Origin of the sequence: Sphaerisporangium viridialbum, assembly GCF_049674955.1 — a bacterium.
In the GTDB taxonomy this organism is placed as follows: Bacteria; Actinomycetota; Actinomycetes; order Streptosporangiales; family Streptosporangiaceae; genus Sphaerisporangium; species Sphaerisporangium viridialbum.
The window spans coordinates 6898348-6920211 of record NZ_CP187232.1 but is presented as its reverse complement, the minus strand read 5'-3'; the positions used below and the strand labels follow the sequence as shown (position 1 = coordinate 6920211).

General features: G+C 73.2%; 23 protein-coding genes and 1 riboswitch. Of the genes, 15 read left to right on the top strand and 8 right to left on the bottom strand.

The annotated features are described in order from the left end of the window. Window positions 1-286: 286 nt before the first annotated feature. The gene (locus ACOZ38_RS31365) at window positions 287-1129 is read right to left on the bottom strand and encodes a deoxyribonuclease IV (protein ID WP_424534699.1); all 843 of its coding nucleotides are present in this window, start codon (window positions 1127-1129) and stop codon (window positions 287-289) included. A 166-nt stretch (window positions 1130-1295) separates the two neighbouring features. Here ACOZ38_RS31365 and uraD point away from each other — a divergent pair, with 166 nt between their 5' ends. From uraD to alc, 9 genes are all read left to right on the top strand, one after another. Continuing rightward, window positions 1296-1844, top strand: coding sequence for a 2-oxo-4-hydroxy-4-carboxy-5-ureidoimidazoline decarboxylase (gene uraD / locus ACOZ38_RS31360; RefSeq protein WP_424534698.1), 549 nt, complete (start codon window positions 1296-1298; stop codon window positions 1842-1844). An 88-nt stretch (window positions 1845-1932) separates the two neighbouring features. After that, window positions 1933-2256, top strand: a complete 324-nt coding sequence (uraH, locus tag ACOZ38_RS31355) for a hydroxyisourate hydrolase (protein ID WP_405151843.1) — start codon at window positions 1933-1935, stop codon at window positions 2254-2256. 2 nt (window positions 2257-2258) lie between these two features. Beyond that, a complete protein-coding gene (pucL, locus tag ACOZ38_RS31350) occupies window positions 2259-3137 on the top strand; it encodes a factor-independent urate hydroxylase (RefSeq protein ID WP_405151842.1) in 879 nt (292 codons plus the stop codon). Between the two features lie 9 nt (window positions 3138-3146). After that, window positions 3147-4022 (top strand): FAD binding domain-containing protein, encoded by an 876-nt coding sequence (locus tag ACOZ38_RS31345; protein ID WP_424534697.1) that lies wholly within the window; start codon window positions 3147-3149, stop codon window positions 4020-4022. Continuing rightward, window positions 4013-4486, top strand: coding sequence for a (2Fe-2S)-binding protein (locus tag ACOZ38_RS31340; RefSeq protein WP_405151840.1), 474 nt, complete (start codon window positions 4013-4015; stop codon window positions 4484-4486). The genes ACOZ38_RS31345 and ACOZ38_RS31340 overlap by 10 nt, the downstream gene beginning before the upstream one ends. 2 nt (window positions 4487-4488) lie before the next feature. Further along, a complete protein-coding gene (locus ACOZ38_RS31335) occupies window positions 4489-5868 on the top strand; it encodes an 8-oxoguanine deaminase (protein WP_424534696.1) in 1380 nt (459 codons plus the stop codon). 61 nt (window positions 5869-5929) lie between these two features. Then, on the top strand, window positions 5930-7078 hold the full coding sequence (locus ACOZ38_RS31330) for a glycerate kinase (protein ID WP_424534695.1): 1149 nt from the start codon (window positions 5930-5932) through the stop codon (window positions 7076-7078). A gap of 21 nt (window positions 7079-7099) precedes the next feature. Then, complete coding sequence (gene allB / locus ACOZ38_RS31325; protein WP_424534694.1) at window positions 7100-8398, top strand: allantoinase AllB; 1299 nt, start codon at window positions 7100-7102, stop codon at window positions 8396-8398. 54 nt (window positions 8399-8452) lie between these two features. Further along, window positions 8453-9427 carry an allantoicase gene (gene alc / locus ACOZ38_RS31320; RefSeq protein WP_405151836.1) on the top strand — a complete coding sequence of 325 codons (975 nt, stop codon included), beginning with the start codon at window positions 8453-8455 and terminating at the stop codon, window positions 9425-9427. A 15-nt stretch (window positions 9428-9442) separates the two neighbouring features. Here the strand turns inward: alc and pknB are convergent, their stop codons facing one another. The 4 genes from pknB to thiO form a co-directional block, all read right to left on the bottom strand. Beyond that, complete coding sequence (gene pknB / locus ACOZ38_RS31315; RefSeq protein WP_424534693.1) at window positions 9443-11365, bottom strand: Stk1 family PASTA domain-containing Ser/Thr kinase; 1923 nt, start codon at window positions 11363-11365, stop codon at window positions 9443-9445. Between the two features lie 84 nt (window positions 11366-11449). Beyond that, window positions 11450-12226 carry a thiazole synthase gene (locus tag ACOZ38_RS31310; protein WP_424537116.1) on the bottom strand — a complete coding sequence of 259 codons (777 nt, stop codon included), beginning with the start codon at window positions 12224-12226 and terminating at the stop codon, window positions 11450-11452. Window positions 12227-12278: 52 nt separating this feature from the next. Beyond that, complete coding sequence (thiS, locus tag ACOZ38_RS31305; RefSeq protein WP_405151832.1) at window positions 12279-12479, bottom strand: sulfur carrier protein ThiS; 201 nt, start codon at window positions 12477-12479, stop codon at window positions 12279-12281. Next, window positions 12476-13774, bottom strand: a complete 1299-nt coding sequence (thiO, locus tag ACOZ38_RS31300) for a glycine oxidase ThiO (protein ID WP_424534692.1) — start codon at window positions 13772-13774, stop codon at window positions 12476-12478. The genes thiS and thiO overlap by 4 nt, the downstream gene beginning before the upstream one ends. Before the next feature lie 10 nt (window positions 13775-13784). Further along, a riboswitch (TPP riboswitch) is annotated at window positions 13785-13897 on the bottom strand. 138 nt (window positions 13898-14035) lie between these two features. Here thiO and ACOZ38_RS31295 point away from each other — a divergent pair. Genes ACOZ38_RS31295 through thiE form a run of 3 tightly spaced genes read left to right on the top strand, consistent with a single transcriptional unit; the run spans window position 14036 to window position 16245 of the window. After that, complete coding sequence (locus ACOZ38_RS31295) at window positions 14036-15205, top strand: NAD(P)/FAD-dependent oxidoreductase (RefSeq protein WP_424534691.1); 1170 nt, start codon at window positions 14036-14038, stop codon at window positions 15203-15205. A 49-nt stretch (window positions 15206-15254) separates the two neighbouring features. After that, window positions 15255-15629 (top strand): Rv2175c family DNA-binding protein, encoded by a 375-nt coding sequence (locus ACOZ38_RS31290; RefSeq protein WP_358554072.1) that lies wholly within the window; start codon window positions 15255-15257, stop codon window positions 15627-15629. Continuing rightward, entirely contained in the window at window positions 15607-16245 is a 639-nt protein-coding gene (gene thiE, locus ACOZ38_RS31285; protein WP_424534690.1) for a thiamine phosphate synthase, read from the top strand. Before ACOZ38_RS31290 ends, thiE begins: the two co-directional genes overlap by 23 nt. Window positions 16246-16377: 132 nt before the next feature. Here thiE and ACOZ38_RS31280 read toward each other — a convergent pair whose 3' ends face one another. Next, on the bottom strand, window positions 16378-17445 hold the full coding sequence (locus ACOZ38_RS31280; RefSeq protein WP_424534689.1) for a polyprenyl synthetase family protein: 1068 nt from the start codon (window positions 17443-17445) through the stop codon (window positions 16378-16380). 237 nt (window positions 17446-17682) lie between these two features. Between ACOZ38_RS31280 and metF the strand changes: the two genes are divergently transcribed. Next, on the top strand, window positions 17683-18621 hold the full coding sequence (metF, locus tag ACOZ38_RS31275) for a methylenetetrahydrofolate reductase [NAD(P)H] (protein WP_424534688.1): 939 nt from the start codon (window positions 17683-17685) through the stop codon (window positions 18619-18621). A gap of 66 nt (window positions 18622-18687) precedes the next feature. Here metF and ACOZ38_RS31270 read toward each other — a convergent pair whose 3' ends face one another. Both ACOZ38_RS31270 and ACOZ38_RS31265 read right to left on the bottom strand, forming a co-directional pair. Further along, the gene (locus ACOZ38_RS31270; RefSeq protein WP_424534687.1) at window positions 18688-19242 is read right to left on the bottom strand and encodes a GNAT family N-acetyltransferase; all 555 of its coding nucleotides are present in this window, start codon (window positions 19240-19242) and stop codon (window positions 18688-18690) included. Between the two features lie 85 nt (window positions 19243-19327). Beyond that, entirely contained in the window at window positions 19328-19804 is a 477-nt protein-coding gene (locus ACOZ38_RS31265; RefSeq protein ID WP_424534686.1) for a YbaK/EbsC family protein, read from the bottom strand. 129 nt (window positions 19805-19933) lie between these two features. On the opposite strand from ACOZ38_RS31265, the gene ACOZ38_RS31260 reads away from it, so the two are divergent. Beyond that, window positions 19934-20773, top strand: a complete 840-nt coding sequence (locus ACOZ38_RS31260; protein WP_424534685.1) for a L,D-transpeptidase family protein — start codon at window positions 19934-19936, stop codon at window positions 20771-20773. 167 nt (window positions 20774-20940) lie between these two features. Beyond that, window positions 20941-21780 carry a phosphotransferase gene (locus tag ACOZ38_RS31255; RefSeq protein ID WP_424534684.1) on the top strand — a complete coding sequence of 280 codons (840 nt, stop codon included), beginning with the start codon at window positions 20941-20943 and terminating at the stop codon, window positions 21778-21780. Window positions 21781-21864: the final 84 nt, after the last annotated feature.

Sequence of the window (21864 nt, the reverse complement as noted above, 5' to 3'; positions counted from 1 at the left end):
GCATCGAAGAGCCACACTGCGTAACCGGGGGGGAAACCCGCCCCATGGGCCGGAAAGACCTTGGATACGCGGAACCGCTGGCGATCGCCTGGCTTCCGCGCCCACGCGCGTGCCCGGCGGTCCCCAAAGGTCGCCGGGCCCTTACCGGGGGGTAGGGCCCGTCGGCCTCGGCGAGGCGGGGTGTTCGCCGGACGGCCGCAAGGCCCCTCAGGTGATCCGGCCCAAAAGGGGGGCGGCCGGATCACCTCGCGAGCACCCCGCCACTGCCGTCCCCGGCCCCCGGGGCTCAGCTCCCGTCGCGGAGCCTCTTCAGGAGCGCGATGTCCTCGCGGTGCTTGTCGGCCTTGCCGGGGGTCTCGATGCAGAGCGGCACCCCGGCCGCGACCGGGTGGCGCAGGAGGTCGGCGAACGCCGCCACGCCGATGTGCCCGGCGCCGATGTTCTCGTGGCGGTCCTTCTTGAGGCCGCAGGCGTCCTTGGAGTCGTTCACGTGGAGCAGCTTCAGCCGGCCGGGAGCGACCGCGTGGAGGGCGTCGAGCGCGCGCCCCATGCCTCCGGGAGCCGCGAGGTCGTGCCCGGCGCCGAAGGCGTGGCAGGTGTCCAGGCAGACGTTGGCGCGCGGGTGGAACTCCAGGGCCGCCAGGTAGGGCCCGAGGTCCTGGATGGTGGCGCAGAGCATCTGGCCCTGACCCGCCATCGGCTCCAGCAGCAGGTCGGGACCGTCGTCGGGGATCTCGTCCAGGAGCGGCAGGAGGTGCTCGCGGAGCTGCCGCATGGCGGCGTCCCTCGGCTGGGTCACCGCCGAGCCGGTGTGCACGACCACGCCGCGCGCGCCGGTCTCCACACCCCGCCTGAGCGAGTGCCGCACGGTCAGGATGGACCGCTCCAGGGTCTCGGCGCTGGGGGAGCCCATGTTGACCAGATAGGGCGTGTGGATGAACACCGGCATGCCCGAGTCGCGCAGCGCGGCGTCCTCGGCGGGCCTGCCCTCGGCGAGCGCCCAGCCGCGGGGGTTGGTCACGAAGACCTGGATGATCTCGGCGTCGATTTCGGCCGCGTAGCGCAGGCCGCCGGTGGCCAGACCACCTGTGACCAGCGCGTGCCCGCCGATGAGAGAGGTAACGGTCATGGTGGTGTCCAGCCTATGGGAGGCCGCCTGATGCCCCGGCGGGCCGCTTTCCGGGCCCGCACCGGGACGACTTGGAGCATGACACGAAAAGTCGTGGCAATGCGTTGGGCCACTTGGGAGCTCCCGCCGCTGGACCGCGCCCGCCGGTGACGGTCTACTTGCTGGCATGCCCAATGCGACACCCGCTCGAAGCGGCCTGGAAGGGTTCAACGCGCTCAGCCCTCCGGAGGCCGAGGGGGAGCTGCTGAGCTGCTGCGCCTCGCACGCGTTCGCCCGCCGCGTCGCCGCCCTGCGCCCGTACGACGATCCCGACGGGCTCGGCGACGCCGCCGAGGCGGCCGTCCTCGCGCTGGGCTGGCCGGACGTGCTGGAGGCGCTCGGCGCCCACCCGCGGATCGGCGACCGCGCCGCCGGATCGGGCCGGGAGTCCTCGTGGTCGCGCGACGAGCAGTCCGGTACGGCGGGAGCCGACCGGAAGGTGCTCGCGGAGCTGGCCGCCCGTAACGCGGTGTACGAGCAGCGGTTCGGCCACGTCTACCTGATCTGCGCCACGGGCCTGTCGGCGGGGGAGATGCTCGACCGGCTCGCCGGCCGCCTGCTGAACGACGAGGAGACCGAGCGGGCCGTCGTACGGGAGGAGCTCGCCAAGATCACGCGACTGCGGGTGGCTAAGCTCCTCGCGGAGGGCGAGAACAGGGGCGAGGGCAGCGCATGACCACCTCGATCACCCCGGCCACCCCGTCCACGCGCGCGAGGGCCGTGCACGCGGAGCGCTCGCGGGCCGACCGCGTAGAGGAGGAGACATGAGCCTTTCCACCCACGTGCTGGACTCCGGCAACGGCCGGCCCGCCGAGGGCGTGGCCGTGAGCCTGCACCAGGGCGACCGTCTTGTCGGCAAGGGCGTGACCGACCAGGACGGCCGCCTGCGCGACTGGCTGCCCGAGGGGGAGCCGGGCAGGGGCGTCCACCGCCTGGTCTTCGAGACCGGCGCCTACTTCGCCAGGTCGGGTGTGACGGCGTTCTACCCGGAGGTCGTCGTGACCTTCGCGATCGACGACCCGGAGGCGCACTACCACGTGCCCCTGCTGCTGAGCCCGTTCGCCTACTCGACGTACCGAGGGAGCTAGCGATGACCGTCGTCCTCGGACCCAACCGCTACGGCAAGGCGGAGACCCGCGTCGTCCGCGTCACCCGCGACGGCGAGGTCCACCACCTCAAGGACTGCAACGTCTCCATCTCGCTCGCCGGCGACATGGAGGACGTGCACAGGAACGGCGGCAACGCCGCGGTGCTGCCGACCGACTCGCAGAAGAACACCGTCTACGCCTTCGCCAAGAGGCACGGCATCGGGCAGATCGAGGAGTTCGCCCTCCTGCTCGCCCGGCACTTCGTCGGCTCGCAGCCCACGATCCACCACGCCCGCGTGGAGGTGGAGGAGTACTCCTGGGAGCGCAGGGGGCCGCATTCCTTCGTGCGGTCGGCCACCGAGACGCGCACGTGCGTCGTCCACCATGATCAGGACGGCACCTCCACGGTGGTGTCCGGCCTGCGCGACCTGGTCGTGCTGAACTCCACGGGCTCGGAGTTCCACGGGTTCATCCAGGACGAGTACACCACGCTGCCGCCGGCCACCGACCGCGTCCTCGCCACCGCCGTGACCGCGCGCTGGCGCCACGCGGTGCCACCCGCGGATCTCGCCGATTCGTACGATTTCGGGAAATCGTACGATGAAGTACGGAGGTGCCTGCTGGAGGCGTTCGCCGGCACCCACAGCCTGTCCCTGCAGCAGACGCTCTTCGCCATGGGCAGCCGCGTGCTGGCCACCCGCGAGGAGGTCTGCGAGGTACGGCTGGAGCTGCCGAACAAGCACCACTTCCTGGTGGACCTCGCTCCTTTCGGCCTGGACAACGACAACGAGGTCTACTTCGCCGCCGACCGCCCGTACGGGCTGATCGAGGGCACCGTGCTCCACGACGACGCGCCGGCCGCGGGCCCGGCCTGGGACTAGGAAGTGCCGATGGAATTCCTGCGACCCACCACCTGGGGCGAGGCGCTGGCCGCCAAGGCGGCCGTTCCCGAAGCGGTGCCCATCCAGGGCGGCACCGACGTGATGGTGGAGATCAACTTCGACGTGCGCCGCCCGGTGGCGCTGCTGGACCTGAACCAGGTCACCGACCTCGGCGACTGGGGGCTCATGCCCGACGGACGGCTCCGCGTCGGCGCCGGGGTGCCGTACGCCCGGGTCATCGCCGAGCTGGGGGACAAGCTCCCCGGCCTGGCCCAGGCCTCCCGCACGGTCGGCTCCCCGCAGATCCGCAACCGGGGGTCGGTCGGGGGCAACCTCGGCGCCGCATCCCCGGCGGGCGACAGCCACCCGCCCCTGCTCGCCGGCGACGCGGTGATCGAGGTCGAGTCCGCCGCCCGGGGCACTCGCATGATCCCGGCCGCCGAGTTCTACCTCGGGGTCAAGCGCAGCGCGCTCGCGCCCGACGAGCTGATCCGCGCCTTCTGGATGGCGCCCGCCGAGGGCCCGCAGTACTTCTCCAAGGTCGGCACCCGCAACGCCATGGTCATCGCCGTGTGCTCCTTCGCGATAGCGCTGCACCCCGGGGAGCGCCGCGCGGGCACCGGCGTGGGCTCGGCCGCCCCGACCCCGCGCCGGGCCGTCGCCGCCGAGGAGTTCCTCGCGGCCGAGCTCGACTGGACCGGGGCCGCCGCCCTCGACGCCGCGCTGCTGGCGCGGTTCGGCGAGCTGGCGGCCCAGGCGGCCTCACCCATCGACGACGTGCGGGGCACGGCCGACTACCGCCGCCACGCGGTGGCGGTGATGGCCCGGCGCACGCTCACCTGGGCCTGGAACGACTACCGCGAGAAGGTGGCGGCATGCGCGTGAACTTCACCGTCAACGGCAGGCAGGAAGCGGTCGACGGCGTCTGGGAGGGCGAGAGCCTGCTCTACGTCCTGCGGGAGCGGGTCGGCCTCCCCGGCTCCAAGAACGCCTGCGAGCAGGGCGAGTGCGGCTCCTGCACGGTCTACCTCGACGGGCTGCCGGTGTGCTCGTGCCTGGTCGCGGCAGGGCAGGCCGAGGGGCGCCAGGTGCGCACGGTCGAGGGGCTGGCCGAGGGCGACCGGCTCGACCCGATCCAGGAGGCCTTCGTCGAGTGCGGCGCCGTGCAGTGCGGCTTCTGCACGCCTGGCCTGCTCGTCCAGGCGCACGACCTGATCGAGCGCAACGCCCGGCCCAGCGACGCGGAGATCCGCGAGGCCCTCGCGGGCAACCTGTGCCGGTGCACCGGCTACGAGAAGATCCTCGACGCGGTGCGGCTCGCCGCCGCCAGGAAGGCCGAGGTGGTCTGACCGTGGGCACCCTCATCGAGAACGTCGCGATCGCCCCGGTCGTGGGGCCCGAGATCGGCCGGGGGTACATCCACGTCGAGGACGGCCGCATCGCCGCGCTCGGCGCGGGCCCCGCCCCGGACGTCCCCGGCGCCACCCGCGTCGACGGCACCGGCTGCCTGGCCACCCCTGGCCTGGTCAACACCCACCACCACCTCTACCAGTGGGCCTCCCAGGGGGTCGCCCAGGACGCCACGCTGTTCGAGTGGCTCACGGCGCTCTACCAGGTGTGGGCGGCCATGGACGCCGAGGTCGTGAAGGGGGCGGCGACCGCCGGGCTCGGCTGGCTCGCGCTGTCGGGCTGCACGACGACCACCGACCATCACTACATCTTCCCCAAGGGCCGGGGCGACCTGTTCGCCGCCGAGATCGAGGCGGCCCGCGACCTCGGGCTCCGCTTCCACCCGTGCCGGGGGTCGATGGACCGTGGCGTCTCCCAGGGCGGCCTGCCCCCCGACGAGGTGGTCGAGGGGCTGGATGAGATCCTCGCCGCCACGGCCGAGGCCGTTGACGCCTACCACGACCCCTCTCCGGGCTCGATGCTCCAGGTGGCCGTCGCGCCGTGCTCGCCGTTCTCGGTCAGCGCCGGGCTGATGACCGAGGCGGCGGCGCTGGCCCGCGACAAGGGCGTGCGCCTCCACACCCACCTGTGCGAGACGGTCGACGAGGAGGAGCACTGCCTTGCGCAGATGGGCTGCACCCCGGTCGACTACATGGAGAAGCTCGGCTGGCTCGGCCCCGACGTCTGGGTGGCCCACGCCGTCCACCTCCACGACCGCGACATCCGGCGCTTCGCCGAGACGGGAACCGGCTCTGCCCACTGCCCGAGCTCCAACGGCCGTCTCGGGGCGGGCATCGCCCGCGTGTCCGAGATGCTGCGGGCCGGGGCCGTCGTCGGCCTCGGCGTGGACGGCAGCGCCTCCAGCGAGCTGACGCCCCTCGCGGGCGAGATGCGGCAGGCCCTGCTGTTCCAGCGCGCCAGGTACGGCCCGGCGGCGCTCACCGCCCGCCAGGCGCTGGAGATCGGCACCCTGGGCGGCGCCCGGTGCCTCGGACGGCAGGACGAGATCGGCTCGCTGGAGCCGGGGAAGCTCGCCGACATCGTCCTGTGGCGGGTCGACGGCTTCGCGGCGGCGGTGGAGGACCCGGTGTGCGCGCTGGTCTTCGGCGCGACGCCGCCCGTGGCCCGCGTGCTCGTGGGCGGCCGGACGGTGGTGGAGGACGGCGAGCTGCGCACCGTGCCGCACGACGCCGCGGGACGGGCCGGCGCCGACGCCCACCGCCGCCTGACCAAGCTCGCCGCGGACAAGGGATTCAGCGTGAACAAGGAGGTCGGTGCGTGAGGTCGGTACAGGTGCGTCCGGAGGCCGTGAGGTCAGGGCATTCCCGCCCGGAGGTCCGCGCGTGACGCGAGGGCATGTGCTGGTCGCGCCGGACAAGTTCAAGGGCTCGCTCAGCGCCGTCGAGGTCGCGGGCAGCGTGGCGGCGGGCCTGCGCGCCGCCAGGCCGGACGTCGCGGTCGTGACCATGCCCGTCGCCGACGGCGGGGACGGCACCGTGGAGGCGGCCGTCGCCTGCGGGTTCCACCGGGCCGAGGCCGTCGTCTCCGGCCCGACCGGCGAGCCCGTGAGCGCGGCGTACGGCTTCCTGGACGGCGTGGCGGTGGTCGAGCTGGCCGAGGCGTCCGGCCTGCACCGGCTGCCCGGCGGGCGGCTCGCGCCCCTCGCGGCCGGCAGCGACGGCACCGGCGACCTGATCGCGGCGGCCCTGCGCCAGAGCCCCCGGGAGGTGGTGCTCGGCCTCGGCGGCAGCGCCTGCACCGACGGAGGCTCCGGCATGATGCGCGCGCTCGGCGTGCGCCTGCTGGACGCCCGGGGCCGCGACCTGCCGCCCGGGGGAGGCTCCCTTGCCGACCTGAGCTCCCTGGACCTCTCGGGGTTCACCCGGCCCGCCGGCACGGCGTTCGTCGTCGCCAGCGACGTGGACAACCCGCTGCTCGGCCCCGAGGGCGCGGCGGCGGTCTACGGCCCCCAGAAGGGGGCGGGGCCGGCCGAGCTGCCGAGGCTGGAGGAGGGCCTGGCCCGCTGGGCCGAGGTCGCGGAGCGCGAGCTCGGCGTACGGGCGCGCGACACCCCGGGCGCGGGGGCGGCGGGCGGCGTCGGCTTCGCGGCGATGGCGTTCCTCGGCGCGGAGATCCGGCCCGGCATCGGCCTCCTGCTCGACCTGCTCGGCTTCTCCGCGCGGCTCTCCGGCGCGCGGCTCGTGATCACGGGGGAGGGCTCGCTCGACGACCAGACCCTGCGCGGCAAGGCCCCCGCCGGGGTGGCGTCGGCCGCCGCCGAGGCCGGGGTGCCCGTGGTCGCCGTGTGCGGCCGGCGCGCGCTGACCGACGAGCGGTTGCGCGCGGCGGGCATCCAGGCGGCCTTCGCGCTGACCGACATCGAGGACGACGTGCGACGCTGCATGGAAGAGGCGGGCCCGCTCCTGGAGCGGCTCGCCACCACGCTGGCCGCCGAATGGCTGCCTCACGCTCCCGTCCACGCCCATGACTGACCGCCGGCCGGACGGAGGACCATGAGCGACTTCGACCTGGTGGTGCGGTCGCGGCGGGCGGTGCTGCCCGGCGGAGAGCGCCCGCTGGCGGTGGCCGTGCGGGACGGCGTGGTCGCGGCCCTGCTGCCCTACGACGACCCGGCGCCGGCGGCCGAGCAGGTGGACCTCGGCGAGGTGTGCCTGCTGCCCGGCCTGGTCGACACCCATGTGCACGTCAACGAGCCGGGCCGCACCGAGTGGGAGGGGTTCGCCACCGCCACCAGGGCGGCGGCGGCCGGGGGCGTGTCCACGATCGTCGACATGCCGCTCAACTCCCTGCCGCCGACCGTCGACGTGGACGCCCTCGCGGTCAAACGGGCGGCGGCGGCCGGGCAGTGCGCCGTCGACGTGGGCTTCTGGGGCGGCGCGATCCCCGGCAACGCCGCCGGGCTGCGTGCGCTGCACGAGGCGGGCGTGTACGGCTTCAAGTGCTTCCTGTCGCCGTCGGGCGTGGAGGAGTTCCCCCCGCTGGACGCCGCAGGCCTGCGTACGGCGCTGCGCGAGGTGGCGGCCTTCGACGGGCTCATGGTGGTGCACGCGGAGGATCCCGCGCTGCTCACCGAACCCCTCGGCCCGACATATCCCCAGTTTCTCGACTCGCGGCCGGGGGAGTCGGAGCGCCGGGCCGTCGAGCGGGTCATCGCCGTGGCCCGCGAGACCGGCGCGCGGGTCCACATCCTGCATGTGTCCTCGGCCTCCTGCCTCGAACCGCTGGACGCCGCCCGGCGCGACGGGGTGCGGATCACCGCCGAGACCTGCCCCCACTACCTCACCCTGACCGCCGAGCAGGTGCGCGGCCCGGAGTACAAGTGCTGCCCGCCGATCAGGGACGGCGGCAACCGCGACGAGCTGTGGCAGGGCCTGGCGGCCGGCGTGCTGAGCTGCGTCGTCTCCGACCACTCCCCCTCCACGCCCGACCTGAAGGTGCCCGACTTCGCCGCCGCCTGGGGAGGGATCTCCTCTCTGCAGGTCGGCCTGCCCGCCGTGTGGACCGAGGCCAGGTCGCGCGGGTACGAGCTGCCGCGCGTCGTCGAGTGGATGTCCGCGGCGCCCGCGGCGCTGGCCGGGCTGCCCGCCAAGGGCGGCATCGCCGTCGGCGGGGACGCCGACCTGGTGGCCTTCGACGACACCGCCGAGTTCACCGTCGAGGCGGCGGACCTGCGCCACCGCAACCCGGTGACGCCCTACCACGGCCGCACGCTGACCGGGGTGGTACGCGCCACCTGGCTGCGCGGCAGGGCCGTGACCGACACCGTCCCACCCTTTGGAGTGCTGCTTTGAGCGACCTTCCTGCCGGAGACGGCCACCCGATCACCGTGGGCCCCGGAGGTGCCGGTGAGTGACGTCACGCGCCTGCCCGACCTGGCCCTGCGCACCTGCGGCGGGTCCGTCGTGGCGGCCAGCGACGAGTCCTTCGCCGAGCGGCAGGCGCTGATCAGGCCCGGCGCGCCCGCGTTCCAGCCCGGCACCTTCGGCGCCAGGGGTCAGGTCTACGACGGCTGGGAGACCCGGCGCCGCCGCGAGCCCGGCCACGACTGGGCGATCGTGCGGCTCGGCATGCCCGGCGTCGTCAGGGGCGTGGTGGTCGACACCGCCTGGTTCACCGGCAACTACCCGCCCTTCGCCTCCGTCGAGGCGTGCGAGGTGGACGGCTATCCCTCGGTGGCCGAGCTCCAGGAGGCCGACTGGGTGGAGATCGTGCCGAAGAGCCCCCTGGGCGGGGACGCCGCGCACGAGTTCGCCGTCGGCGACGGCCGCAGGTTCACCCACGTGCGGCTGAACATCTTCCCCGACGGCGGGGTCTCGCGGCTGCGCGTCCACGGCGAGGTGGTGCCCGACCTCGCGATGTACGAGGGCATGACCGTCGACCTCGCCGCCCTGGAGAACGGTGCGGTGGTCACCGGCTGCTCGGACGAGTTCTACTCCTCGCCCGCGAACGTCATAGCCCCCGGGCTGCCCCGGCACCAGGCCGAGGGGTGGGAGACCGCCCGCCGCCGCGACGGCGGCAACGACTGGCTGGTCGTACGGCTGGCGGTGCCGGGCGTCGTGCGCGTCGCCGAGCTCGACACCACCAACCTGGTGTACAACGCCCCGGGCGCGGCCGCCCTTTCGGCCGCCGACGTCGGCGACGGCTCGCCGGGGGAGGACACCGAGTGGTTCGAGCTGCTTCCCCGCACCCGGCTCCAGCCGGACACCCGCCACAGGTTCCGCCTGGACGGCGACCGCGTGGCGACGCACGTGCGCCTCGACATCTACCCCGACGGCGGGATGGGCCGCCTCCGCCTGCACGGCACTCCCCGGCAGCCGTAGGCGGGGCTCGGGAGGTCAGTGCCAGATCGTGATGCGGGTGCCCGCCGGGGCCTGGCCCAGAGGGTTCTCGGCGACCACCGAGCCCGCGCCCGCGATCTTGCGCACCCGCACCTTGAAGCCCGCCGCGCGGAGCTCCTGGGTGGCGTCGCCCACGTTCTTGAACCGCACGTCGGGGATGGCGACCAGGGCCTCGCCCGGCTGAACGTTGTCGGGGTTCTCCCAGGGCCAGTGGAAGCCGGTGTCGGGACCCTTCGAGCAGGTGAGCTGCACGCCCTGCCCCGCCGTGACCTCGGCCCGCGCGGCGGGGTCCTGGGCGATGATCGTGCCCGGCTGGGCGTTGTCGGTCTGCTGGACGATCGTCGGGTTGTACCCCTTCTGCCGCAGGAACGCCTCAGCCTGGTCGCACTGCATCTCGCTGACGTCGGGCATGAGCTGCCCGGCGCTCAGCACGAGCTGCACCCGGCTGCCCTCCCTGACCTTGGTGCCGACCTGCGGGTTCGTGCGCAGCACCAGGCCGCGCTGCACGGTGTCGCTCGGCACCCGGCTGATCGTGCCCGCGGTGAGGCTCGCCTCGGAGATCTTGGCCCGGGCGTCGGCCTCGGAGAGGTTGACGACGTTCGGCACCGCGATCTTGACCGGGCCCGCCGAGGGGATCAGCGTGATCGTGGACTGCGCGATCACTTCCTTGCCCGACTCGGGGTCGGTGCGCAGGACCTTGTTCTCGGCCACCTGCTTGTCGTGCTCGGGCGTGCCGATCTTGACCACGAAGCCCTGCTTCTCGGCCTCCAGCTTGGCCACCGTGGTGTTCAGGCCGACCAGGTCGGGGACCTTGGTGTAGCGGCCCTCGGAGAACCACCAGCCCGTGCCGCCGATCGCCGCGATCATCAGGACGACCAGCACGATGATGAACCAGTGGGGCCGGAAACCCCGGCGCCTCGGGCTCTCCACCGCCGCCCGTACCGCCGGGGCGGTGAGCATCTCGGTCCGCGAGTGGATGAGGGTCGGGTTCGCGGGCGGGGCGCCCATCTGGTGCGCGGCCACCGGCCCGGGGGCCGGCGCGCCGGTGGGCGGGCGCTGCGGCCCCATGTCGCGCGGCAGCATGCGGTGGGCGTCCACGGCCGCGACGAGCAGCGCGGTCGCGTCGGTGGGCCTGCGGTTCTGGTCGCGGTCGGTCGCCGAGAGCACGAGCGTGTCGAGCAACTGCGGGATGTCCCCGGCCAGCGACGACGGCGCGGGCACCCGGTCGTGGACGTGCCGGTAGGCCACCGACATGGGGTTGTCGCCCTGGTAGGGCTGGTGCCCGGTCAGCAGCTCGAACAGCATCACCCCGGCGGCGTAGACGTCGCTGCGCGCGTCGGCGACCCCGGCGGTGACCTGCTCGGGCGACATGTACGCGATGGTGCCGATCATGACGCCGGTGCGGGTCTGGTTGCCCGCCTCGATGGCCCGCGCCAGCCCGAAGTCGACGACCTTGACCCGGCCGTCGTCGGTCAGCAGGACGTTCTCGGGCTTGACGTCGCGGTGCACCATGCCCGCCTGGTGGGCCGCGCCGAGGGCGGCCAGCACCGGGATCATGATCTCCAGGGCCTCGCGGGCCGGCAGCCGCTTCCTCTCGCGGAGCACGTCGCGCAGGGTGCGCCCCGGGACGTACTCCATCGAGAGGTAGACGTGGTCGCCGTCGGTGCCCTGGTCGAACACGTGCACCACGTTGGGGTGCGACAGGCTGGCCACGGACTTGGCCTCGCCGATGAAGCGCCGCACGAAGTCGGGATCCTCGGCCAGCGAGCGGTGCATGACCTTCAGAGCCACCGTGCGGTCGAGCCGGATGTCCAGGGCCAGATAGACGGCCGCCATCCCACCCCGGGCGATCCGGGACTCAACGCGATAGCGCCCGTCCAGCAGCCGCCCTACAAGGGGGTCCGCAACCGTCGTGTCCACGGGAGTGAGTTTACGGGCGGTTTGCCAGGGGGAGGGCAAGCACATCCCAAACCGATGCCGACATGTTTTCCCGTCAGGAAGGGGTCATGGCTCTCCGCCGACCGGTTCGACGGCCGGCGAGGACGCCTCAGCGTACCGGCGGCGGGGTATCCGGCCCGCTAGGCGCGCCCTACGGCCGGCCGTGACGGCGTCGCGCATCGCCGCCGCCATCAGCCCCGGCCTGCGGGCCCGCGTCACCGCGCTGGCGAGCAGCACCGCGTCGCAACCGAGCTCCATCGCCAGGGCCGCGTCGCTCGCCGTGCCGATGCCGGCGTCCAGGATGACGGGGACGCCCGCCGCCTCCACGATCAGCTCGATGTTGTGCGGGTTGCGGATGCCGAGCCCCGAGCCGATGGGCGCGCCCAGGGGCATGACGGCAGCGCACCCCGCCTGCTCCAGCCGCCGCGCGAGCGCCGGGTCGTCCCCGATGTAGGGCAGCACCACGAACCCGTCGGCCACCAGCCGCTCGGCCGCGTCGAAGGTCTCGATCGGGTCCGGCAGCAGGGTGCGCTCGTCGTTGATCACCTCCAGCTTCACCCAGTCGGTGCCGAGCGCCTCGCGGGCCAGGCGCGCGGTCAGCACCGCCTCGCCCGCTGTGAAGCACCCGGCGGTGTTGGGCAGCACCCGCACGCCCCGCTCGCGCAGGACGTCGAGCACCGACCCCCGCGCGGCCGGGTCCAGCCTCCGCATGGCCACGGTGGTGATCTCGGTGCCGGACGCGGCCAGCGCCTGGTCGAGCACCTCCAGGGAAGGGGCGCCGCCGGTCCCCATGATCAGGCGGGAGGCGAACTTCTCGCCGCCGAGGATCAGCGTGTCGTCCATGGGGTCCGCGTCCCGCTCGCCGGCGACTCCGGCGGGGTTCGTCCCGTCCCGGTCAGCCACCCTGCACCGCCGTGAGCACCTCGACGCGGTCGTTCTCGCCGAGCGGGGTCGACTGCCACGCGCCCCGCCGCACGACCTCGTCGTTCAGCGCGACCGCGACCCCGGCGACGGCCGGGGTGAGCGTCCGCACGGCCTGGGCGACCGTGGTGCCGGGGGGCAGGTCGTGGGGGGCGCCGTTGATCGTCACTCTCATCGCGCTTCCGGGGCGGAAGACCCCGGCCGGTGGCCGGGGGAGGGGCCCCGTTCCTCCTTCGTCCATCGGTGAGGGTGGGTGGTGTCGTGGTGCCGCGCCCCGGCGAACCGCAGGGGCGAGCAGATCGCCGCGAGGGACGGGCCTTCCTGGCCCGTGTCCGGGCCGGGCCGTACGGCCCGATCACCGCCGGGTCGGCGGGCGCCGTCCTCGTCGCGTTCAAGGGCCAGTTCGGCGGTGAGCAGGTCGGCCGTCAGGGGGGAGAGCAGGACACCGCCGCGGTGGTGGCCGGTGGCCATCAGAAGGCCCCCGAGCGCGGTGCGCCCGACGACCGGGAGGTTGTCGGGGGTGCCAGGACGCAGGCCGGCGGACATGCCGGTCACCTCCAGCTCGGTGACGCCCGGTACGAGCTCCCGCGCGTCCCGCAGCAGCTCCCACAGGGCCCCTGCGGTCACGCGGGTGTCGAACCCCATCTCCTCCTGCGTGGCGCCGAGCACGATCTCCCCGTCGCCGCGCGGCACCATGTACGCGCTTGACCCGTGGACCATCCCGCGCACGCAGCGGCCGAGGAACCCCGGAGCGCCGCGCAGCCGCATGATCTGGCCCTTGACCGGGCGCACCGGGGGGAGGACCTCCGGAGGCAGGCCGTCCAGTGAGCCCGACCAGGCCCCGGCGGCCAGCACGACCCGGTCGGCGGCGACCGCCCCGCCGCCCGCCAGCCGTACCCCGCGCACCACGTCGCCCTCGACGGCGAAGCCCGTGACGCGGTCGCCCACCACGCTCACCCCCCGGCGCGCCAGCGCGGCGAGCAGCGCGGCGGTCACGCGGCGCGGATCCACCCAGGCGTCCCCCGGCGCCAGGACCCCGCCGCGGACCGAGGGGGCGAGCATCGGCTCCGCGCGGCGGCACTCGCGTCCCGTCAGGCGCTCCACGGGGAGCGAGAGCTTCTCCATGAAACCGGCCAGCTCGCCGAGCGCCGCGAGGTCGTCCGCGCCGAAGGCGACGTCCAGGGTGCCATGGGCGCGGTAGTCGAGGTCCACGCCCGCCTCGCCGGACAGCTCGGCGGCGAAGGCGGGCCACAGGGCGAGGGACGCCAGGCCCAGCCGCAGCAGGGGCTCCTCGGTGTAGGTGACCTCGCTCACCGGGGCTAGCATGCCCGCCGCCGCGTGCGAGGCGCCCGACCCGGGCGCGGGGTCGACCACGGTGACCGCGTGACCGCGCTGGGCGGCCCGCCAGGCGACGGAGAGCCCGACGACGCCCCCGCCCACGACGACCACATCCGCGTGCGTATGGGGCATGTTCGGCATGTCCACCAAAGGTCCCGCTCCCTTCGCCGGCATGATCCGGATCAGGTCTTTAGCGGTCGAGGGCCGTGAGCCCTCCTCTCAGCCCGGTCTCGCCGGACTCCCGCGCGTGCTGACGGCACCAGCCTATTCCTGCCTCCATACGACTTGCGCACCCGCTTGAGTGTTCTCATTACTGCCCGTGTGCGATGGTGAGCCAATTCGTTACCAAATCGCCGTTGGCGAGTTACCCGGCTGGCCGCTTAGGGTCAGGTTGTGAATCATGTCGTGGTGGTCGGAGCCGGGCTGGCCGGCGTGCGGAGTGTCGAAGCGCTGCGGGCGCGCGGTTACCGAGGGCGCGTCACTCTGGTCGGAGACGAGAACCATCGCCCCTATGATCGTCCACCCCTGTCGAAGGCCGTGCTGCTCGGCGAGCTGGACTCCACGGTCGTCGACTCCGATCTCGGCGCCCTCGACGTCGACCTGCGCACCAGCGTGGCGGCCAAGGGCCTGCGCGAGGGCGCGCTCGAGACCACAGAGGGCGAGCTGGAGTACGACGGGCTGATCATCGCCACCGGCGCCTCGCCCATCAGGCTGCGCGGCGAGGGCACCCAGCACGTGCTCCGCACCATCGACGACGCCCTCGCCCTGCGCGCCCTGCTGGTGCCCAAGGCCCACGTGGTGGTCGTCGGAGCGGGCTGGATCGGCGCGGAGGTCGCCACTGCGGCCCGCCGCGCCGGGTGCGCGGTGACCGTCGTCGAGGCCGCCCAGTCGCCGCTGGCCGTGGCCCTCGGCACCGAGGTGGGCGCGCGCACCGTGCCCTGGTACGCCGAGGCGGGCATCGACCTCAGGCTCGGCACGATGGTCGGCTCGGTCGACCCGGGCGGCCTGACCATGATGGACGGCTCGTGGATCCCCGCCGACGTGGTCGTGACCGGCGTCGGCGTGCGTCCCACCGTCGGGTGGCTCGCGGGCTCGGGCCTCGAGATCGACAACGGCGTCGTGGTCGACGAGCACCTGCGCACCTCGATGGAGGGCGTGGTGGCCGTCGGCGACTGCGCGAACTGGTGGTCGCGGCGCTTCGGCCGCCGCATGCGGGTCGAGCACTGGGACACCGCGCTGAACGCGCCGGAGACCGCCGTGGCCACGCTCCTCGGCGAGACCGCCGTGTACGACCCGGTGCCCTACTTCTGGTCCGAGCAGTTCGGCCGCATGCTGCAGTACGCCGGCAACCACGAGGGAGCCCGGCTGGTCCTGCGCGGCGATCCCGGCGCCGACCGCAAGTGGGCGGCGTGCTGGCTGACCGACGACCACCGGCTGGCCGCTATCCTTACCGTCGACCGTCCCCGTGACCTGGTGCAGGGCCGCCGCATCGTCGAGGGCGGGCAAAGGCTCGATGTGGATCGCGCGATGGACCCCTCGGTACCCTTGCGTGACTGCTTGTGACCCCCTGCGGGGTGTTTGAGAAGAGGCGCGACGTGGTAGTTGTGGTTCCGTGACGCTTTCTGTTGCACAGATCGACCGGGAAACCGACCAGTTGGTGGGAGAGTGGCTCCCCCTCACGGAAGTGGGCAGGCGGCTCGGGCTAAGTGCCGGGCGGGCCAAGCAGCTTCTCAAGGACAAAAGGCTCATCGGTGTCCGACGGGGCGGCTCCGAGCCCGAGGTCCCCGCGGCCTTCATCGCCGGAGACGACGTGGTGAAGGGCCTTCCAGGGACGCTGACGGTCCTGTCCGACGCGGGCTACGACGACGTCGAGGCCCTGCGGTGGCTGTTCACCGCCGACGACTCCCTGCCGGGGGCCCCCATCGACGCCATCGTCGCGGGCCGCCACACCGAGGTGAAGAGGCGTGCCCAGGCGCTCGGTTTCTGACGCCAGGCTCTACCTCTGCACCGACGGGCGCCGGCGCCAGGGCGATCTCGAACGGTTCCTCGACGCCGTCCTCGCGGGCGGCGTGGACATCGTCCAGCTGCGTGAGAAGGGCCTGGAGGCCCGCGAGGAGCTCGCGCTCCTTGAGGTGTTCCGCGCGGCCTGCGACCGGCACGGGGCCCTGCTCGCGGTCAACGACAGGGCCGACATCGCCTACGCCGCGCGCCCCGACGTGCTGCACCTCGGGCAGGACGACCTGCCCGTTGCCGTGGCGCGCGAGATGCTGGGGCCGGACATCCTGATCGGGCGGTCCACCCACAGCGACGCGGAGGCGTCCACGGCGGCGGCCGAGGAGGGTGTCGACTACTTCTGCTGCGGGCCGATCTGGCCCACGCCGACCAAGCCCGGGCGCTCCGCGCCGGGGCCCGGCCTGCTGAAGCACGCCGCGGCACTCGGCACCGACCGGCCGTGGTTCGGCATCGGCGGCATCGACCTCACCACGCTGGACGAGGTCATGTCCTACGGCGTGACGCGCGTCGTGGTCGTGCGGGCGATCACCGAGGCCGACGACCCGGGCGCCGCCGCCGCCGAGTTCGCCCGCCGCCTCGCGACGGCCTGACCCGGCCCCACCTCCCGGAGAGGGAGCGTGGGGTGTCCGGGTGTCCGGGTGTCCGGGGTGTCGGGGTGTGCGATGCGCCTGTCGTCGTAGGCGGCCGTGGGATGCGTCCTGGGAGGACGTGCCCCCGCCGGCTCAGCTCCGGCGTGCGGTGGCGGCCACCGCCAGCTCGGCGAGGGCCTGCCTGGCCTCCTCCTCGATCGGCGCGCGCTCCAGCGAGCTCAGCGCGTCGTCGAGGTAGCGCTTGATCATCTCCTCGCTCGCCGTCAGCGCGCCGGTCTCCTCGATGATCTCGCGAAGCCGCTCGACGCCGCCCGGGTCCAGCCCGGGGTCCCCGAGCAGCCGCCGCACCTCGGCGGCCTGCCCGTCCGAGGCGGCCGAGAGCGTGCGGGCGATCAGCATCGTGCGCTTGCCCTCGCGCAGGTCGTCGCCCGCGGGCTTGCCGGTCTCGGCCGGGTCGCCGAACACGCCGAGGACGTCGTCGCGGAGCTGGAACGCGATGCCGACCTTCTGGCCGTACTCCACGCACAGCCGGTCGAGCCACGGCTGCTCGCCGCGCGCGGCGAGCAGCAGGCCGAGGCGCAGGGGCTGCTCCACCGAGTACTTGCCGCTCTTGTGCAGGGCCACCCTGAGCGCGCTGTCGAAGGTGTTGTCCCCGTGCGCCTGCTCCAGCAGGTCGAGGTACTGCCCGCACATCAGCTCCGTGCGCATGAGGTCGTGCACCGGCTCGGCGGCGGCGAGCGCCTCGGCGGGCAGGCCGCTCGTACGCCACATCTCGCTCGACCAGACCAGCAGCAGGCTGCCCAGGAGCACCGCCGCCCCCTCGCCGAACTGGACCGCCGACCCCCGCCAGCCCGACTCCTCGTGCATCGCCTGGAACCGCCGGTGCGCCGAGGGCTTGCCGCGGCGCAGGTCGCTGGCGTCCATCACGTCGTCGTGGATCAACGCGCTGGCCTGGAGCAGCTCAAGCGACGCCGCGGCGGTATAGATCGCCGGGTTCTCCTCGCCGCCCGCGCCGCGCCAGCCCCAGTAGCAGAAGGCGGGACGCAGGCGCTTGCCCCCCGACAGGAAGTCCTCCGCGGTCGTCATCAGAGGACTCAGCTCGGGGCCGCTGACCAAGGGACGCTGCCGGTCGACGAACATCCGGAGGCGGCGGTCCACCTCGGAGCGGAAGGCGTCCGACAGGGCGAAGGAAGTGGTCATGCTCTGAGATTAACGGCCGCACGACAGCGCCCCGATTCCCCGTCCCCTGTGTGACCTACGTCATGGGGAGGGGGAGAGCGTGGACGCGAGGCGAGAGCGGCCAGCTCGCGCGCTTGCGGAGCCCGGCGAGGCGTCGCACAGGATGTCGGTCGTCCCTGGTGGCCGCTGTGCGACGCCGGGACAGGAGCGCACGTTCACCAGCGGTGCGCGGCGGGCCGGACCTGTAGCCTTGGAGCCATGGCTCTGGGTCGTCCTTCATACTTGCCCGACCGGGTTCCCACCGTCCGCGAACTCCTCGCCTCCGGGGGGCGCTCGTTCTCCTTCGAGTTCATGCCGCCCAAGACCGACGAGGGTGAGCGGCAGCTGTGGCGCGCGATCCGCGAGCTGGAGGCGCTGCGCCCCACGTTCGTCTCCGTGACCTACGGCGCGGGAGGCTCCACCAGGGACCGTACGGTCGAGATCGTCGAGCGGCTCGCCCACGAGACGACGCTCACGCCGGTCGCCCACTTCACCGCCGTCGACCACTCGATCCGCGAGCTGCGTCACCTGGTCGGCAGGTTCGCCGGGGCGGGCGTGCGCAACATCCTCGCCGTGCGCGGAGACCCGCGCGGCAGCGACCCGCTGGCCGAGTGGATCAAGCACCCCGAGGGCGTGCTGTACGCCGAAGATCTGGTGCGCCTCATCCGGCAGGCGGGCGACTTCTGCGTGGGGGTGGCGGCCTTCCCCTACCGCCATCCGAGGTCGCCGTCGATCGAGTCCGACACCGACTACTTCGTGCGCAAGTGCCGGGCCGGCGCCGACTACGCCATCACGCAGATGTTCTTCAAGGCCGACGAGTACCTCCGGCTGCGCGACCGGGTGGCGGCAAAGGGCTGCGACACGCCCATCATCCCCGGCATCATGCCGGTGACCCAGATGAGCACGATCGCGCGGTCCGAGCAGCTCTCTGGCGCCCCCTTCCCGCCTGAGGTGGCCGAGCGCTTCGCGGCGGTCGCCGACGACCCGGCCGCGGTGCGCCGGCTCGGCATCGAGCACGCCGCCGAGCTGTGCCAGACCCTGCTCGACGAGGGGGCCCCCGGCATCCACTTCATCACCTTCAACAGGTCGAGCGCCACCCGCGAGGTCTACCAGGCCCTGGTGCCCACTCCGGCCCCCGCGCCCGTCCCCGCCGGCTAGCCCGTCCCCGGGGGCGGGCACCGTCCCGTACCCGGGACCCCGCGGTCGCGGGTCGCGGGCGCCGCCCTAGGTGAGGGGGCGCATGGGGAGCATGGTGCCGACGATCGCGTAGTGCTCGTAGCCGCCGGGGAACACGAACATGCTCATGAGGTCGACGAACCCGAGCCTGCGGTACAGATGGCGCGCGGCCGTGGGCTGGTCGTGGGTGGACAGCACGGCGGTGCTCTCGGGCCTGCCCTCGCACAGGCCCTGCACCAGCCGGCGGCCGATGCCCTTGCCCTGGTAGCCGGGGTGCACGTGGATCTCGGCGATCTCGAAGGCGTTTCCGAACCAACCGGCGGAGGTGGGCGGGCCGGAGCGCTCCTCCAGCGCGCGGCGCACGACGTCGTGCCACCACTGGCCGGGCATGCCGTGGAAGCCGTACCCGAAGCCGACCGCGGTGCCGTCGGTGGTCAGGGCGAACAGACAGGTGAAATCAGGAAATGTCGCGTGATTGCGCATGATGCCCTGGCGGCCTGAGAGCTGATCGGCCGGCGGGCGCATCGCGGCCGTATAGATGTCGATCACGATGTCCAGCGCGGAGACGAACGCCTCGGGACCGGCGCGTCGCAGTTCGATCACTCATCGCACACTAGCAGGGCGGCGATCATCCGGTGGTCGAACCCGACGAGTGCCATCATCGTGCACTTTTCCCGGCATTTACCGTCTACTCCACCTCCACCGGAGTGCCGCCGGTGATGCGGACCAGCTCGTCGAAGGTCGTCGGGAAGACGGTGTGCGAGTGGCCGGCCGCGGCCCACACGACGTCGTGCTTGCCCAGCCAGGTGTCCACCAGCGTGCGGATGGGCGCGGGATGGCCGACCGGGGCGACGCCGCCGATCGTCTGCCCGGTCGCGGCCTTCACGAACTCCGGAGTCGCCCGCTTGACCTTCGAGACGCCGACGAGCCTCGCGACCAGGCCGGTGTCGACCCGGTGGGCGCCGCTGGTGAGCACCAGCAGCGGCTCGCCGTCGGCGTCGAAGATCAGGCTGTTGGCGATGGCGCCGACCTCGCAGCCCACCTGCGCGGCGGCCGAGGCCGCGGTGGGGGCCGAGTCGGTGAGCACGACCACCTCGCCGGTCGCGCCGGCTTCGCGGAGGGCGTCGGAGACCTTGATCACGCTTGGATGCGGCTTTTCTGGCACGCGGACACTCTAAACACCTTGACCCACGTGGGCGATTGATTACATCTCCGTGACTCTACGGGGTGTGGCGTGACCGTTGCGCTAGTGTCCGGACAAACGATCGTGGTGTGTCCGAAGGGAAGTTTTGACATGGGGGTTGGTAGGCGGCTCGCCGCCGCGGTGGTGCTGACCGCGGGAGCCGTGCTCGTCTCGGGCTGCGGGCTGGGGGCCCAGCAGGCCGGGCCGGCGGCGTTAGCGGGTGCCCCGGCGCCCGGTCGCGCGGCCACTCCGGCGGTCACGATCCATGTGACGCCGGTCGGCCTGGTGCGCGCGGCCGAGCCTTTCGTGGCGCCGCACGGCACTCTCAAGTTCGGCGCCAAGGGCGTCGCGGTGAAAGAGCTCCAGGGAAGGCTTCGCGAGCTCGGCTACATGCCCGGCAAGATCGACTCCAAGTACGGCGGCACCACGCAGTCCGCCGTGTGGGCCTTCCAGAAGGTCCAGGGGCTCACGCCGACGAGCACGATCAACAGCCGCACGTGGCGGGCGCTTGAGGCTCCCAAGGCTCCGCAGGTGCTCGTCCCGTCCGGCAAGCCCGACCGGGTGGAGGTGAACCTCACCAAGCAGGTCGCCGTGCTCTACCGGGCGGGGCAGGTGAAGCTCGTCACCCACATCTCCTCGGGGAGCGGCATCCCCTACTGCGAGACGGCCACCTGGCAGGGCAAGACGCAGAGGTTCTGCGGCGACGCGAGAACCCCGACGGGTGACTTCAAGACCACCTGGCGGCGGTCAGGCTGGCACAAGTCCTACCTCGGCCAGCTGTACAACCCGATCTTCTTCAACGGCGGCATCGCCCTGCACGGGGCGCTGTCGGTGCCGCTCGCCCCGGCGTCCCACGGGTGCGTGCGGCTGCCGATGCACGTCGCCCAGGTGCTGCCGTCCCTGCTGGGCACCGGGGTCCCGGTGCACGTCAGGGGCAGGTTCCAGCGCTGAGCCCGGTCGCGCCACGCGAGGGCCGAGGTCGTCACGACGACCTCGGCCCTCGCCGTCTCCCGGCGGTCACCCCATCGCGCACGAGCCCGGCTCGGCCCGCTCATCGGCCACTTCACCCGGTCTCCGGGGTGCGACCATGTCAGGGACGGCGACCCCGAGGAGCCCGGATGACCTATCAGCACCCTGACACCGCCCCGCCCGCCGAGGTTCCCCTGGTGGGAGACGGCGTCACCCAGGGGATCACGCGCGCGGGCGACACCGTGCGCCGCCCGGTCAGGCCCTTCACGATGACGGTGCAGTCCTACCTGGCGCACCTGCACGCCGTCGGATTCCCGCACGCCCCGATCCCCCTCGGCATCGACGACCAGGGCAGGGAGGTGCTCTCCTTCGTCCCGGGCGACGTGCCGCGAGAGCCGCTGCCGCCCGAGACGGCGGGGGAGGAGGTCCTGGTGGGGCTCGCGCGGCTCATCCGGGGGCTCCATGACGCCGCCCAGGGCTGGGCCCCGCCTCAGGACGCGGTCTGGGGAGGCATTCCCGGGGCACCGGTCACCGGTTCGACCTCCGATGGCGAGCCCCTCGTGGTCGGCCACCGCGACTACTGCCCCGGCAACGTCGTCTTCCGCGACGGACTGCCCGCCGCGCTCATCGACTTCGATCTCGCCAAGCCGACGTCCAAGGTCGACGACCTCGCCAACGCCCTGTACTACTGGGCGCCGCTGCTGGATCCGGAGGACAGGTCCCCGGCGTTCGCGGGCCTCGACATCCCGCGCCGGGTCACGGTCTTCGCCGGCGCCTACGGCATGACGGCCGGCCAGCGCCGCGCTCTGGTGCCCTCGGCCACGCGCATGATCCACCGGTTCCACGTCAACATGCGCGCCGCCGCCGAGGTCGACCCGGCGTTCAGGCGAATGTGGGACGAGGGCGTGCAGCACCGGCTGCCCCGGGCCGAGGCCTGGATCCTGCGGGAGGGCCCCGCCATCGAGGCCCGGCTCACCGCCGCTCTCTAGGCCGCGCTCAGGTACGGACGCGCGGCGTGTCTCTCGGCGTACACGGCCGTCGCGTGGCCCCCGGTGGGCTCGCGGACGTCCCCA